This window comes from Micromonospora sp. NPDC005173 (genome assembly GCF_040608515.1).
Lineage (GTDB): Bacteria > Actinomycetota > Actinomycetes > Mycobacteriales > Micromonosporaceae > Micromonospora.
In genome coordinates, this window is the sequence record NZ_JBEXIK010000001.1 from 329,323 (window position 1) to 342,909 (window position 13,587).

Here is a 13,587-nt window from a genome sequence, read left to right on the forward strand (position 1 = left end):
CGTCGCGGTGGCTGGTGTGAGTGCGCGGTTGGGTCGCTGGCCTGTCACCGGAGCACCGTGCTGACAGATGGGTGAGTACCGGCGTGGTCGCCGATATTTGGCGCTGGCTGTGTGCCGCCCGCGCCCTTGTCTCGCCCGGTAGGGCCGTACGGCGGTCGACGGCCGCGCCTAGGGGGCGGTGTGGGGGCGGGCGTGTCGGCCTCGCAGGCCGCGTAACGCCCCACCTGGCCTGGGTCATCAGGCTGCCCGCACGCTCGTGCGGGGCGCGGTGCGGGTCGGGAACTCGTCGTCGTGGTGGGTGTCGCTGTAGGGCAGGTCGATGAGGCGGTGGCGGCCGGTGCTGCCGCCGGTCAGTTGCCAAACCTGCTCGGCGGGGCTGGCGCCGGGTGCGAGGCGCAGCTCGGTGGTAGTGGTGGCGATGACCGCGTCCAGGCCGGTGCCGGCGAGGCGGTGGTGCAGGTTCGCCTCACGGTGGGCGGAGGTAGGTGGAACAGCACTGGCCACGTCCAGGTGCTCAAGGCGAAGAGCCGTTCGTACTTGGCAATTTTCTCGGTGAGGATGTCGAGGCGTTCGCGGCCTGTGTCGTACTCGAGGAAGAACGGCACGGACCGTCCGTGCTCGGTCCACACCCCGGCGCGTCCGGGCGAGGCAGCCCGCTCGGTCCGTGGACCATCATTCCCGGGTTGCTGCCTCTGCGGTAGAACACCTCGGGCTCGTGGAAGGCCGAGGCCGGCTGCCACCGGTCCAGGGCCGTGTCGGGGTGGGTGCGGGCGTGGGCGGCGAGGTCAATGAAGACCTGGTTGCCGCCGAGCAGGTGCGGCAGGTCCGGCCGGCCGGTGAGGGATTGCTTGCGGCGGCGGGCCTGGTCCCGGCGTGGTGGACCAAGGCCACGTTGGGCGCGGACGTGTCCGTAGCCGAGCTGGTCCAGGACGTAGTGGTACGGGTAGGAGCCGCCGTAGGCCCGGTTGGGTCGAAACCGGTCTGTCGCACGCAGAACGGTGAGGCGACGTAGCCGGCGTTGGGCGAAGTCCAGGGACGGGAACAGGGCGGCGCCGATCTGATCGGTGGTGAGGACGCCATGGTCGTAGAGCCAGCCGAGGAGCTGGTCGTCGCGGGCGGTGAGGCTGGCCTGTAGACGCAGCAGCGGGTCCGGAGCCGGTAGCGGTTTGCATGGGCGGCCCCTGGGGGGACACCCCACACATGAGGGTGTGTCTGGAGCCGATCAGGAGCGATGAGAGTGGGGTTGACCTGGGCTGTGAGCGAGTGCCGGGGGTTAGTTCGGGGGTCAGTATCAAGACGGACGGTGCAACGGGCATCGACACCGACGTCGACACGGCCGGCGACACCGGGTCCACTGAAACGATGGCGTGGAAGGTTGTGCGCCTCGGGTTGGCGACGGCCCTGGTGGCGCGGATGGGGGGCCGCTGAGCTGGGTCAGCATGCTTGTTGCTCCTTCGAGGATCGGAATGCGGGATGGATGGCGAGGCGTGCGCTGGTCGCCCTGCCGCGGGCGGGCGGGCTGGTGGTCGCTGTGCCAGGTCGAGTCAGGTTCTGTCAGGAGGCGGGTTTCCTGACAGACGCGTGTGTTGGTCTCACGGGAACGGCTCGGTCTGACAGAAGTGACGGGTTGTGGTTCTGTCACGCCGCTTCCCGATGTGACAGGTCCGGCGCGGTGGGGTGGGCTCGGCGCGCAGGACGCGCAGGATGCGTGGAGGCGGTGGCGTTGGACAGTTGGCGTCCGTCCGCGCGCAACTGTTGGGCGAGGGCCTTGCGGGACAGCGGTGTCCCCTCGGCGGTCAGGGTGCGGGCGGCGGTCCGGGCGGCCGGGACCAGCGCGGCGATCTCCGGGCCTCGGGCCCGGGCCGGTGTGTTGTCGGTCCGTCGGTCCGCGACCGCCGGGTCCTGGTCCGCCGGGGCGGGGACTGCGGTGGTGGAGTCCCGGACCGGGGCGGTGTTCGCGGGGACCGGAAGTGGCGGTGCGGGGACCGCCTCGCGGGTGTCCGGGACCCCGGCCTCGACGATCAGCGGAGGTCCTGATGCGGCCCGCGCGGGTCGGGCGGTGCGGTCGGGTGGGGCGAGGTCGGCGCGGCCGAGGGCGATCTTCACCATCGTCAGGAAGCCCAGCGCCGGCAGCGCTGCGGCGATCGAGCCGATCGCCGACGCTTCCGCCTCCACCACCTAGGCGGTGAGGGACAGGACCACCGCCACCGTCAGGACGGTCGCCGGGAAGGCGACACTCTCGCCGAGGCGGCGGTTGCGCGCAGCGACATAGTCGCGGTAGCCCTCGACGTCGGCCGGCAACCCACCACCCCCTCACCTCACCGGTCAAACGGCGGTTAGGCGGCCGGGGGTTGCCCGGGTTCAGCCAGGAATCGTGATCCGGCCGTCGACCGCGGCGGCGGCGATGTCGCTGCGGTGCTGCGAGCCGGCCAGCTCCACCCCGTCCACCAGCGCGTACGCGGCGGTCCGGGCGGCTGCCAGGTCGGCGCCGGTGGCCGTACCGCAGAGCACCCGGCCACCGGCGGAGAGCAACGCGCCGTCGCTGGCCCGGCGGGCGGTGCCGGCGTGGATGATGCCCGGCCGGTCCGCGCCGGTGATCACATCGCCGGTGCGCGGTGCGGTCGGATAGTCCTGCGCGGCGAGCACCACGGTGACCGCGGCGCCGGGCTGCCAGCGCAGCGGCGGATGCTCCGCCAGCGTGCCGGTGGCCGCCGCGTGCAGCAGCGCGCCCAGCGGGGTTTCCAGCAGTGCGAGCACCACCTGGGTCTCCGGATCACCGAAGCGGGCGTTGAACTCGATCACGCGGGGGCCGGCGGCGGTCATCGCGAGCCCGACGTAGAGCAGGCCGGCGAACGGCGTGCCCCGGCGGCGCATCTCGGCCAGGGTGGGGTGGACCACGTCGCGCATGACCTCGTCGACCAGGCCGGGCGGCGCCCAGGGCAGCGGTGCGTACGCGCCCATCCCGCCGGTGTTCGGGCCGGTGTCGCCATCGCCGATCCGCTTGAAGTCCTGTGCGGGCAGCAGTGGCAGCGCCGCGTCGCCGTCGGTGACCACGAACAGGCTGACCTCCGGGCCGTCGAGGAACTCCTCGACCACGACCCGGCCACACTCCCGCGCGTGCGCCAACGCGGCGGACCGGTCGTCGGTGACCACCACGCCCTTACCGGCGGCGAGACCGTCGTCCTTCACCACGTACGGCGCGCCGAACTCATCCAGCGCCCGCGCGGTGCTCTCCTCGTCCATGCAGGCGTACGCCCGGGCGGTCGGCACGCCGGCGGCGGTCATCACGTCCTTGGCGAACGCCTTGGACCCCTCCAGCCGGGCGGCCTCGGCCGAGGGGCCGAACACAGCGATGCCCTTGGCGCGTACCGCGTCGGCGACGCCGGCGACCAGCGGCGCCTCCGGCCCGATCACCACCAGGTCGGCCGCGGTCTCCACGGCCAGCGCGGCCACGGCAGCCGGGTCGGTCGGAGTGACCGCCCGCACCTCGGCCACGCTGGCGATCCCCGGATTACCAGGCGCCGCGATCAGCGCCGTGACAGCCGGATCCGCCGCCAACCCGAGCGCGAGCGCATGCTCCCGCCCCCCACCACCCACCAGAAGAACCCGCACGACCCGAAATCCTACTGCCCCCGCCCCTGCCTGCCGGCGACAGTCGGTGATCATGAAGTTGTTGCCCGCCGTCTCGGCGTGTCATGGCGATAACTTCATGGTCAACGGCGCCGGGCGGCGGCGATCGCCTGGCGGACGGTCCACGGGATGCAGTCCGGGCGGAGGGTGTCCGACCAGGTGAAGCGGAGGACGGTCCAGCCGGCGTTGACCAGACGGTTCTGCCGGCGTCGGTCGGCGAAGGCCGCCTCCGGGCTGCCGTGCGCGTCCCGGCCGTCGGCCTCGGCGATGATCCGGGGCCCGCGCCAGCCGAGGTCACCGATGCCGAGCAGGTATCCGTCGTCGTCGCGAACCTCGAGCTGCAATGCGTCGGGCGGCACCCTGCCGTCGACGCAGCGGAGCCGGGCGCGCGTCTCGAGCGGCGACTGCGCTCGCCCGTCCACCTCTCCGAGGTAGCCACGAGCCGCGACCGCGCCGCGCCGCCCACGGATGAGGCGCGGGACGGAGAGCAGGTCATCGGCCGTCACGAGGCGACGATTCAACGCCGAATCCAGCACACTCACCGCCGAGAAACGATCAGCCCGCAGGCTGAGGTCGGCAATAGTCCGCAGCAGCCCGGTAGCGCCGACCCCGTCTACCCGGACGAGGTGCTCAGGCGGGATGACCAACTGATGGACCACCACCTCCGGATGGGCGAGCCGGGCCGGCCTGGCGACCGGACCCGGCACCGACAGATGGATCAGCTCAGTGACTCGCATGCCGGCCAGCCCGTGCAGCTCGGCGGCCGTTGCGAGCACCGCGACGGCCGCCGGGCCGAAGGAGGCCACCGCCGCCCTGATTCGCGCCCGTCGAGGCACCCCGTCGTACAGGTCGGCGTCCACGAGATAGCTGCCCCGCGCCACGACGCGCCAGCGGCCGACCCGACAGAACCGCTGCACCTCATGCGTGGTCAGGACGGCGGCACGCGCCTGCCCGAGCGTCACAATCCCGTCCCGCTCGGCGGCAACCCGCCGTACAACGTCCAAGGCGTCCACCCGGCCACCCTGACCCACCCAAAAACCCCAGGCACCCCCCTGTGGACAACCACCCCACCCCTGTGGATAACCCGGCGGCCAGCGCACCTTGGATCATGAAGTTATTGCCACGACACGCCGCAGCGGCGGGCAATAACTTCATGATCAACCCAGAAGGGGGTGGGGGCCAGGGGGCAGTGCCTGGGGTTAGGGGAGGAGGGGGTGGAGGAGGACGTTTTCGTCGCGGCCGGGGCCTACGCCTACGACGCTCACCTTGGTGTTGCAGAGTTCCTCTACGCGGGCGATGTAGCGGCGGGCGTTCTCCGGCAGCTCGTCAGCGGTGCGGGCCTTGGTGATGTCCTCCCACCAGCCGTCGAGCTCCTCGTAGACGGGCTTGGCGTGGTGGAAGTCGGTCTGGCTCATCGGCATGTCGTCGACCCGCTCGCCGTTGATCTCGTAGCCGACACAGATCGGCACCTTGGGCAGCCCGGTGAGCACGTCCAGCTTGGTGATGACCAGGTCGGTGACGCCGTTGAGGCGGCAGGCGTACCGGGCGACGACCGCGTCGAACCACCCACACCGGCGCTCCCGCCCGGTCGTGGTGCCGTACTCCGCGCCGATCTTGCGCAGGTGATCGCCGTTGGCGTCGAACAGCTCGGTCGGGAACGGGCCCGCGCCGACCCGGGTGGTGTACGCCTTGCTCACCGCGATCACCTTGCTGATCGCGGTCGGCGGAATGCCGGCGCCCACGCAGGCGCCGCCGGCCGTCGGGTTGGACGAGGTCACGAAGGGGTATGTGCCGTGGTCCATGTCCAGCATGGTGGCCTGGGCACCCTCCAGCAGCACCGTCTCGTCCCGGTCCAGGGCGTCCCACAGCATCGCCCGGGTCTCCGCGATGTACGGCTTGAGCCGCTCCGCGTACTCCAGGTACTCCTCGACGGTCGCCTCAAGGTCGATCGCCTTGCGGTTGTAGACCTTGAACAGGATCTGGTTCTTCTCGCGCAGTGCGAGTTCCAGCTTCTTGCGCAGGATGCCCGGGTCGAGCAGGTCCTGGAGCCGGATGCCGATCCGGGCGACCTTGTCGCCGTACGCCGGGCCGATGCCCCGGCCGGTGGTGCCGATCCGGGACGAGCCGAGGTAGCGCTCGATCACCCGGTCCAGTGCCCGGTGGTGCGGCATGATCAGGTGCGCGTCACCGGAGATCCGCAGCCGGGACACGTCGACGCCACGCTCGGCCAGGCCGTCGATCTCGGCGAGCAGCACCTTCGGATCGACCACCACACCGTTGCCGATGACGATCATCGCGTTGGGCGAGAGCGCGCCGGATGGCATCAGGTGGAGCGCGTACTTCTGGCCGTCCGGGGTGATCACCGTGTGGCCCGCGTTGTTGCCACCGGAGTAGCGCACGACGTAGTCGACCCGCTCACCCAGCAGGTCGGTAACCTTGCCCTTGCCCTCGTCGCCCCACTGAGCGCCGATGAGCACGATCGCTGGCATCTTTTCCGCCTCCAGAAGGCTCGGGTGCCAGGTGGCGACCGGTTGGCGAGCCCGGGGTGTCAGGTTAACAAGTAGTGACGGCGTGGCCGGCAGCGGTCGCGGCGAGAGGCAGGAGGCTCCTTCCGTGTACGACGTGGTGCTGCTCACCCTCGGTTCGGAGCGGGACGCTCCCGGGGGCTGCGGCAGCGGCGGGGCCTGCTGCGGCGGCGCGACCGAAGCTGACCCGGCGACAGGGGCCGACACCGGCACGACCGGGGGCACCGGTCCCGGCGAAAGCACACAGGGCGACGCCGACCGGTGCGTCACCGAGCGACCCCGCGTACCGGTGCTGGCCTGCGCCGACGCACTGAACGCCCGAGGCGCGCGGGTGCAGACGGTCACCGCCCGCTCGGACGCGGAGATCGACGAGGTGTTGGCGGGGCTCGACGGCCCGCCCCGCCCGGACGGCCTCACCTGGCCGGACCCGGACGGCAAGACCCGCCTGGTCGTCGCCACGGCGAGCGACGCACAGTTGCGCGCCGTGCTGCGCCGGCTGGTGCGGCGGTACGCGCCAGCGCCGAGCCGCCGGCCGGCGGACCTGCCCGGTGACCGGACCCTGCCCGACCTGCCGCCGGTGGCCGTACTCCCGCTCGACCCGGCGCGTGGCAGCACCCACCGGGACCTGGCCGCGCAGCTCGGGCTGCCCCGCGACCCGGCGGCGGTGGCCGCCGCGGTGCTGGACGGCACGCCACGCCGGCTGGACCTGCTGCGTAACGACGGCGGCTCGGTGACCCTGGACGGGGCCCTGCTCGGTGCCGCCGACGACGCCGGTCGGCCGCTGCACTGGCGGGCCCGCGTGGAGGTGGACGACGCGATTCTCACCAACGGCGACGAACCGCTGCTGGCCTGCGCGATCGGCAACGCCGGCGGGTACGCGACGCTCGACGACGTGACGCTCCTGGCTGCGCCGGATCCGGCCGACGGCCAGGTCGAGGTCGCGGTGGCCGTGCCGGTGGTCGTCCGCTCGGCGTTGGGCAGGAAACGGGTACGCCTGGAGGTGCGGCGGGCTCGCGGGCGGGCCGTGTCGGTGCTGCCCAGGGAGGGAAAGGTGCCCTACCTCGACGACGGCGTCGAGGGCGAGCTGACCCGGAAGCGGTCCTGGTGGGTCGAGCCGGGCGCCTGGGCGGTCTGGTCGATCTGACCCCGGCTGCGCCGGCCGGCCCTCCTCGGCCGGTGGGCCTATCCTCGCAGGAGGACTGGGGAGGCCGTAATGGACGAGAAAGCCGACCGGGCGCAGGTGCCCGGCCAGCAGCCGGTGCCGGAGCGGGACATCGAACCACTCTGGCCACCTGATCCAGCCGACTCCGGCGCGGGCAACGTGGCACCGCCATGGGCCTCGGTCGCCAACCAGCGGGGTACCCCGTCGTCGGCCGCGGAATCGTCGACCGTGCTGCCGCCGGTGGCCGCACCGTCGACGGGTGGTCCGCCGGTCCCCTGGCAATCCCCGGCCCCGGCCGCGACCCCGCCGTCGCCGTCCGACTACCCGTCGCTCACCGGAGCCGTGCCGCCGCCCGGCGGCTGGGGAGTCACCGGCCCGTCCGGCACCGCGCCGGGCTGGGCCCCGCCGCAGCCAAGTTGGACGCCGCCGGCCGACCCGCCGACACCCGACGCTCCCGGCCCAACGGCCGACGACACTTCGCCCTCGCCGTCGACCACCGATGCCGTGCCCGGCCCGCCGGCTACCAACCCCGCCTCGAACGGCGCAGTGGTCGGCACCGCCGGCCCGGCGGCCGGTTCAGCGTCCGAGCCCGCGAGCAGCACCACCGAGACCCCTGGCAGCACCGCGACCCCTGGCAGCACCGCAACGCCGGGCAGCCCGGCGGGCACCGCCTCCGCGCCGACGAACAGCGCGCCCGAGGCGGCGAGTACCGCGTCCGGGGCGGCAGCGGCCCAGGCCGGTGATCCTCCAGCCGTCCCGGCCCCGCCGATCGTGCCGGGCGGCGTCGACCTGGACCAGCCGTTCTCCCTGGACCGCCCGGCGGCAGCCGCCGTGCCCGTCGAGAGCAGGACGCCTGCCGACCCCGCGACCGCCGACCCCGCAGCGGCCGGTCCGGCGGCGACCTCGGATGACGGCACCGGCACCGAGGAGGATGGACCCTCCGTGGCGCCGGCGCGGCCGACCACCGAATCGCCCTGGGCGCTTCCGCCGCAGCGGCCTGCCGGCGCGTCCGGACCGGCCCACGCCGAGGCCGCCACCGCGTTGCCGCCGATCCCCGCTCCGCCCGGTCCGCAGCAATCGCACCCCGGCGGCCCCGCCGCCCCGCAGGCCGGCCCCGGAAAGACGTACCCCGGGCAGACCTACTCCGGGCAGACGTACTCGGGACAGACGTACGCCGCTGGGGCTCCCGGCCAGGCCGGACCGGCGCCGATCCCGCCACCACCGGACGTGACCCAGTTCGGCGGTCCGCCGCAGAGCAACCCGGCGCCGCAGCAGGGTGCGCCGGTGGCCCCGCCGCCGGGGCCGTTCCCGCCGTCACCGGGCTGGTACCCGCCGCCCTGGCAGCAGGGCACGCCCGGGGCCACGCCGGGGCCGCCGCAGCAGCAGTACCAGGAGGCCGAGGGGGTGACCCGGGTGCCGTCCACCGGCTATCCGGATGCCACCTGGACGCCGGAGACCACCGCGGCACCGACCGCCGAGGATTTCGCCCGGCGTCGGCAGGTACGGCCCGCCGAACCGGTGGCCACCATGGGTGTGCGCGCGGTGGTCAACAAGATGGGGCTGCTTCGACTCGCTCCCGGGCGGCAGGAGCAGGAGCTCAAGCGGGACATCGAGATGGTGCGCCGCAACTTCGGCGGGCTGCGGCAGGTGACCGTGGTCAACCCGAAGGGCGGTGCCGGCAAGACGGTGGCCATCCTGCTGCTCGCGATGACGTTCGGCCAGAAGCGCGGTGGCTACGTGCTGGCCTGGGACAACAACGAGACCCAGGGCACCCTCGGGATGCGTGCCCAGCAGGACTTCCACTCGCGCACGGTGCGGGACATGCTGCGTGACCTCGGTCAGTTCCAGGGCGCGCACGGTCGGGTCGGCGACCTGTCGCAGTACGTCCGCTCGCAGGGCGAGGGGATGTTCGACGTGCTCGCCTCGGACGAGTCGGCCACCGGCGGCGAGATGCTCACCGCTGCCGCGTTCGCCGAGATCCGCGAGGTGGTCAGCCGGTTCTACAAGTTGATCTTCGTGGACACCGGCAACAACGTCCGCGCTCAGAACTGGCAGGCCTCGATGGATGCCACCGACCAACTGGTCGTCACCATGTCGGCCCGGAACGACTCGGCGGAGACCGCCGCGCGGATGCTCGACCATCTGGAGCAGAGCGGCCGGCAACGGCTGGTCCGGCAGGCGGTGACGGTGGTGTCGATGCCGCCGTCCCGCAAGGAGATCGACCTGCCGGCCATCCAGGAGCACTTCGCCGCCCGGACCCGGGCGGTGCTGCTGGCCCCGTACGAGCGGCTCATCGACAGCGGCGAGCCGATCCGGTACGGCGGGCTCTCCTCGGCCACCCGCGACGCCTGGCTGAAGATCGCCGCTGCGGTCGCCGAGGGGTTGTAAGCCGCCGACGGCCGGCCCGGGCGTGACCCGGACCGGCCGTCGGGACGGGTGTCAGTTGCTGGCCAGCGCGTCCGCCGCCGCCGGGTCGCAGTCGCGAAGGAACTGGGCGCAGCGAGCCGCCTCGTCGGCCTCGCCGATCTCGTCCGCGGCCCGGGAGAGCACGTACAGGCAGCGGAGGAAGCCCCGGTTCGGCTCGTGCGACCACGGCACGGGGCCGTGGCCCTTCCAGCCGCTGCGGCGCAACTGGTCCAGGCCACGGTGGTAGCCGGTGCGCGCGTAGGCGTACGCCGTCACCACCTGGCCCTGCGCGAACGCCCGCGCCGCGAGCTCCGCCCAGGCCGCACTGTAGGTCGGGAAGCGGGCCGCCACCTCGGCGTACGCCTCATCGGTGCCGACCGCCTCGGCGCCGGCCAGGGCGGCGTCAGCCTCGTCGTTCACGGGGAGGAGCGTGGCCGGTGGCTCTGGCAAAAGGTTCTGCATCGCCCCATTCAACCCGCTGGGTGGGGCGGCACGCGAGCGGGTCGGCCAACGCGTTCGGCTGAACGGCTGAGGAGTTGGTCACGCCTGCGGCCTATGCCGGCGCCAGGTGTTTTCCACTACAACTAATGGTCCGGAGCCTCCCCAGGACCCGGTTAAGCAGGAGCCCGGTGGCCACGACCACCGGGCTCCTGTCGGTTCCGCCCCCGGCCCGGGGTTTGGCCGCCCCCGCCGGAGGGGCAGGATGGCCCGGTGCCGACCCCACCTCCCGCGGACGTCATCGAGCCGCACCTGCACGCCAACGAGATCCAGACCCGCGACGAGCTCGACCAGCGCCTGGCCACCGGCCGCCTGACCGGGCTGACCGTGCAGGGGCTCCGCCTCGACCTCGCCCCGGCCCCCGACCTGACCGGCGTCGAGGTCACCGGCACCCTCTTCGTCGGCTGCCGGTTCGCCTCCCGGGAGGTCGGCGCCGACCTGGTCCGGCGCGGCGCGAACGTGGTGCCCCCGTTCTCCGGGCTGCCCTACCCGACCCAGCCGACGCACCTCTACACCCCGGAGGAGCTGGCCGCCGGGTTCGCCGACGGCGGGTTCACCGGGATGTACGACACCCGGGTGTACGAGCACTACCGGGCGCACGGCGGCGCGCTGCCGGACGTCAAGGAGGCGCTCGGTCAGCGGCTGCACGACCATGGCGTGGACAACGCGCTGGCCGACGCCACCCGGGCCTGGCTGGCCGGGCACGGGCCGCAGTCGGTGGTGGGAATCATGGGCGGGCACGCGGTGCGGCGCGGCAGCCCGGCGTACCGGATGGCGGCCGTGCTGGGTTGGGAGCTGGCGCGGGCCGACCGGCTGGTGGTGACCGGCGGCGGCCCCGGGGTGATGGAGGCGGCGAACCTCGGCGCCTACCTGGCGGACCAGCCTGCGGCGGAGTTGACCGCGGCGATCGATCTGCTGGCCACCGCGCCCGATTTCACCGACCACCACCGGTACACCGCCACGGCGCTGGAGATCCGGCAGCGGTACGCGGGCGTGCCCCGGCAGCGCGGCGCCGACGCGGGATGGGCGCGGGCCGGCGGGCTGGCCATCCCGACCTGGCTGTACGGGCACGAGCCGGCGAATCTGTTCGCGGGGCGGATCGCCAAGTACTTCTCGAACGCGATCCGGGAGGACACCATCCTGCGGCTCGCCCGGGGCGGCATCGTCTTCGCTCCGGGACGGGCGGGCACGGTGCAGGAGGTGTTCCAGGCGGCCACCAAGACCTACTACGGCACCGACGGGGCGAGCGGGGCGTACATCTTCCTGGACCGCGCGTACTGGACCCAGGAGCTGCCGGTGGAGGCGTTGTTGCGTCCGCTGTTGGCCGCCTCCCCGTTCGGCGACCTGTCGTCGACGATCCACCTGACCGACGACGTGCGTGAGGCCGTCCGCCTGCTCACCGCGCCGGCCTGACGAGACGACGACGGCCGGCCCCCGAGGGGAGCCGGCCGTCGGTGGGAACGTCGTTACTTGGACATCTTGGTGCCGGTGGAGCGCAGGTGCTCGCACGCCTCGACGACCCGGGTGGCCAGGCCGGCCTCGGCGGCCTTGCCCCAGGTACGCGGGTCGTACTGCTTCTTGTTGCCGACCTCGCCGTCGATCTTCAGCACGCCGTCGTAGTTGCGCAGCATGTGGTCGGCGACGGGCCGGGTGAAGGCGTACTGGGTGTCGGTGTCGATGTTCATCTTCACCACGCCGTAGTCCAGCGCCTCGCGGATCTCGCTCAGCAGGGAGCCCGAGCCGCCGTGGAAGACCAGGCTGAGCGGCTTGTCCTTGCCGTACTTCGCGCCGACCGCGTCCTGGATCTGCTTGAGGATCTCCGGGCGGAGCTTGACGTTGCCCGGCTTGTAGACGCCGTGCACGTTGCCGAAGGTCAGCGCCGCCATGTAGCGGCCCTTCTCGCCGAGGCCGAGCGCCTCGACCATGGCCAGGCCGTCCTCGACGGTGGTGTAGAGCTTGTCGTTGATGGCGTTCTCGACGCCGTCCTCCTCGCCACCGACGACGCCGACCTCGATCTCAAGGACGATCTTGCCCTTGGCGGCCTCGTCGAGGAGTTGGGAGGCGATCTGCAGGTTCTCCGCCACCGGCACGGCCGAGCCGTCCCACATGTGCGACTGGAACAGCGGCTGCTCGCCGCGCTTCACCCGCTCCTGCGAGATGCCCATCAGCGGCCGGACGAAGCCGTCCAGCTTGTCCTTCGGGCAGTGGTCGGTGTGCAGCGCGATGTTGACCGGGTACTTCTTGGCCACCTCGTGTGCGTACGCGGCGAACGCCACCGCGCCGGTGACCATGTCCTTGATCGAGGGGCCGGACAGGTACTCGGCGCCACCGGTGGAGACCTGGATGATGCCGTCGCTCTCCGCGTCGGCGAAGCCCTTGAGCGCCGCGTTCAGCGTCTGGGAGGAGGTCACGTTGATCGCGGGGTACGCGTACCGGCCAGCCTTGGCGCGGTCCAGCATCTCCGCGTAAGCCTCGGGGGAAGCGATGGGCATGTCGAACGCTCCTTACTTACCACTCTCGGCCGTGCTGGCCGCTGTTGTTCATTTGTGCGCCGGACCGCGCTGTCCTCCGCCCGGAAGTATCCCGTAGGTGAGGTGCGCCGGAACAACCGACCCGGGTTCCGGCCGGGATCCGCTCACCGGTTGTCCAGGTTGTCGGGCACGATGACGCTGATCAGCCAGGTGACCACAGTCATCACGATCGCTCCCCAGAACGCCGCCCAGAAACCGTCCACCTGGAACGGCAGGTCCAGCCCGCGGGCGATCCGGTCGGTGAGCAGGAAGAGCAGCGCGTTGACCACCAGCGCGAACAGGCCCAGGGTCAGCAGATAGAAGACGCAGCCGACCACCTTGATGATCGGCTTGAGCACCGCGTTGATCACGCCGAAGATCAGCGCCACCACGATCAGCGTGAGCACGGTGTTGCCACCCGAGCGGCCGTGCACGTCGACCCCCGGCACGATCAGCGTGGTGATCCACAACGCGACCGCCGTGATCGCCAGCCGGATGAGGAAGCCCACCGCCCCATCCTGGCACCGGGTCGTGTCGCCCCGGGGAGATTCCGCCGACTCGGCTTCCAGGCGCGGCACCGGCACACCCCGTACGGTGGGTGGGAACCGTGCACCGAGCCCCCGGGAGGGACGATGGGTCAGCCCGATGAGGACTTCACCCCCGGCGATCACCTCGACGCGGACGAACGCGACCCCGAGGCGGCGCCGGCCGACGCGGTCGAGCAGGCCGCAGTGGTCGGCCCGAACGACACCGACGCCGAGCCGCACCGCGGCCTGGAGGTCGGCGACTGGGACGCCATGGAGCAGGCCCGGGTGGTCAGCGGAGACGAGGACGACTACCGCTGACGCCACACCCG

General features: G+C 72.5%; 13 protein-coding genes and 1 pseudogene. 4 read left to right on the forward strand and 10 right to left on the reverse strand.

The window, feature by feature from the left end; all coding sequences use genetic code 11:
• Positions 1 to 237: 237 nt before the first annotated feature.
• The 7 genes and pseudogenes from ABZV00_RS01595 to ABZV00_RS01625 all read right to left on the reverse strand — a co-directional run bounded on the left by ABZV00_RS01595 (position 238) and on the right by ABZV00_RS01625 (position 6,119).
• A complete protein-coding gene (locus ABZV00_RS01595) occupies positions 238 to 504 on the reverse strand; it encodes a hypothetical protein (RefSeq protein WP_355600910.1) in 267 nt (88 codons plus the stop codon).
• Positions 505 to 557: 53 nt separating this feature from the next.
• Positions 558 to 1,198: pseudogene (locus tag ABZV00_RS01600) on the reverse strand (replication-relaxation family protein); the annotation flags it as partial.
• A gap of 440 nt (positions 1,199 to 1,638) precedes the next feature.
• Positions 1,639 to 2,175: a hypothetical protein gene (locus tag ABZV00_RS01605; protein WP_355600912.1), complete on the reverse strand. Its 537-nt coding sequence runs from the start codon at positions 2,173 to 2,175 to the stop codon at positions 1,639 to 1,641.
• Positions 2,176 to 2,178: 3 nt separating this feature from the next.
• Positions 2,179 to 2,301: a hypothetical protein gene (locus ABZV00_RS01610; protein WP_355600914.1), complete on the reverse strand. Its 123-nt coding sequence runs from the start codon at positions 2,299 to 2,301 to the stop codon at positions 2,179 to 2,181.
• Between the two features lie 60 nt (positions 2,302 to 2,361).
• Positions 2,362 to 3,612, reverse strand: a complete 1,251-nt coding sequence (gene purD / locus ABZV00_RS01615) for a phosphoribosylamine--glycine ligase (RefSeq protein WP_355600916.1) — start codon at positions 3,610 to 3,612, stop codon at positions 2,362 to 2,364.
• 101 nt (positions 3,613 to 3,713) lie between these two features.
• Complete coding sequence (locus tag ABZV00_RS01620; protein WP_355600918.1) at positions 3,714 to 4,643, reverse strand: hypothetical protein; 930 nt, start codon at positions 4,641 to 4,643, stop codon at positions 3,714 to 3,716.
• A 186-nt stretch (positions 4,644 to 4,829) separates the two neighbouring features.
• Positions 4,830 to 6,119, reverse strand: coding sequence for an adenylosuccinate synthase (locus ABZV00_RS01625; protein ID WP_355600920.1), 1,290 nt, complete (start codon positions 6,117 to 6,119; stop codon positions 4,830 to 4,832).
• A gap of 124 nt (positions 6,120 to 6,243) precedes the next feature.
• Here ABZV00_RS01625 and ABZV00_RS01630 point away from each other — a divergent pair, with 124 nt between their 5' ends.
• Together ABZV00_RS01630 and ABZV00_RS01635 are read left to right on the forward strand one after the other, a co-directional pair.
• Positions 6,244 to 7,299 (forward strand): hypothetical protein, encoded by a 1,056-nt coding sequence (locus ABZV00_RS01630; RefSeq protein ID WP_355600922.1) that lies wholly within the window; start codon positions 6,244 to 6,246, stop codon positions 7,297 to 7,299.
• A gap of 69 nt (positions 7,300 to 7,368) precedes the next feature.
• Complete coding sequence (locus ABZV00_RS01635) at positions 7,369 to 9,705, forward strand: chromosome partitioning protein (protein WP_355600924.1); 2,337 nt, start codon at positions 7,369 to 7,371, stop codon at positions 9,703 to 9,705.
• Positions 9,706 to 9,756: 51 nt separating this feature from the next.
• Here ABZV00_RS01635 and ABZV00_RS01640 read toward each other — a convergent pair whose 3' ends face one another.
• Complete coding sequence (locus ABZV00_RS01640) at positions 9,757 to 10,185, reverse strand: DUF3151 domain-containing protein (RefSeq protein ID WP_328422307.1); 429 nt, start codon at positions 10,183 to 10,185, stop codon at positions 9,757 to 9,759.
• Positions 10,186 to 10,434: 249 nt separating this feature from the next.
• Between ABZV00_RS01640 and ABZV00_RS01645 the strand changes: the two genes are divergently transcribed.
• Positions 10,435 to 11,634: a hypothetical protein gene (locus ABZV00_RS01645; RefSeq protein WP_355600926.1), complete on the forward strand. Its 1,200-nt coding sequence runs from the start codon at positions 10,435 to 10,437 to the stop codon at positions 11,632 to 11,634.
• Positions 11,635 to 11,687: 53 nt separating this feature from the next.
• Here ABZV00_RS01645 and fbaA read toward each other — a convergent pair whose 3' ends face one another.
• Positions 11,688 to 12,713 (reverse strand): class II fructose-bisphosphate aldolase, encoded by a 1,026-nt coding sequence (fbaA, locus tag ABZV00_RS01650; RefSeq protein ID WP_355600928.1) that lies wholly within the window; start codon positions 12,711 to 12,713, stop codon positions 11,688 to 11,690.
• Between the two features lie 143 nt (positions 12,714 to 12,856).
• Positions 12,857 to 13,240: a phage holin family protein gene (locus tag ABZV00_RS01655; RefSeq protein ID WP_328426210.1), complete on the reverse strand. Its 384-nt coding sequence runs from the start codon at positions 13,238 to 13,240 to the stop codon at positions 12,857 to 12,859.
• Between the two features lie 123 nt (positions 13,241 to 13,363).
• Between ABZV00_RS01655 and ABZV00_RS01660 the strand changes: the two genes are divergently transcribed.
• Positions 13,364 to 13,576, forward strand: coding sequence for a hypothetical protein (locus tag ABZV00_RS01660; RefSeq protein ID WP_355600931.1), 213 nt, complete (start codon positions 13,364 to 13,366; stop codon positions 13,574 to 13,576).
• Positions 13,577 to 13,587 lie beyond the last annotated feature (11 nt).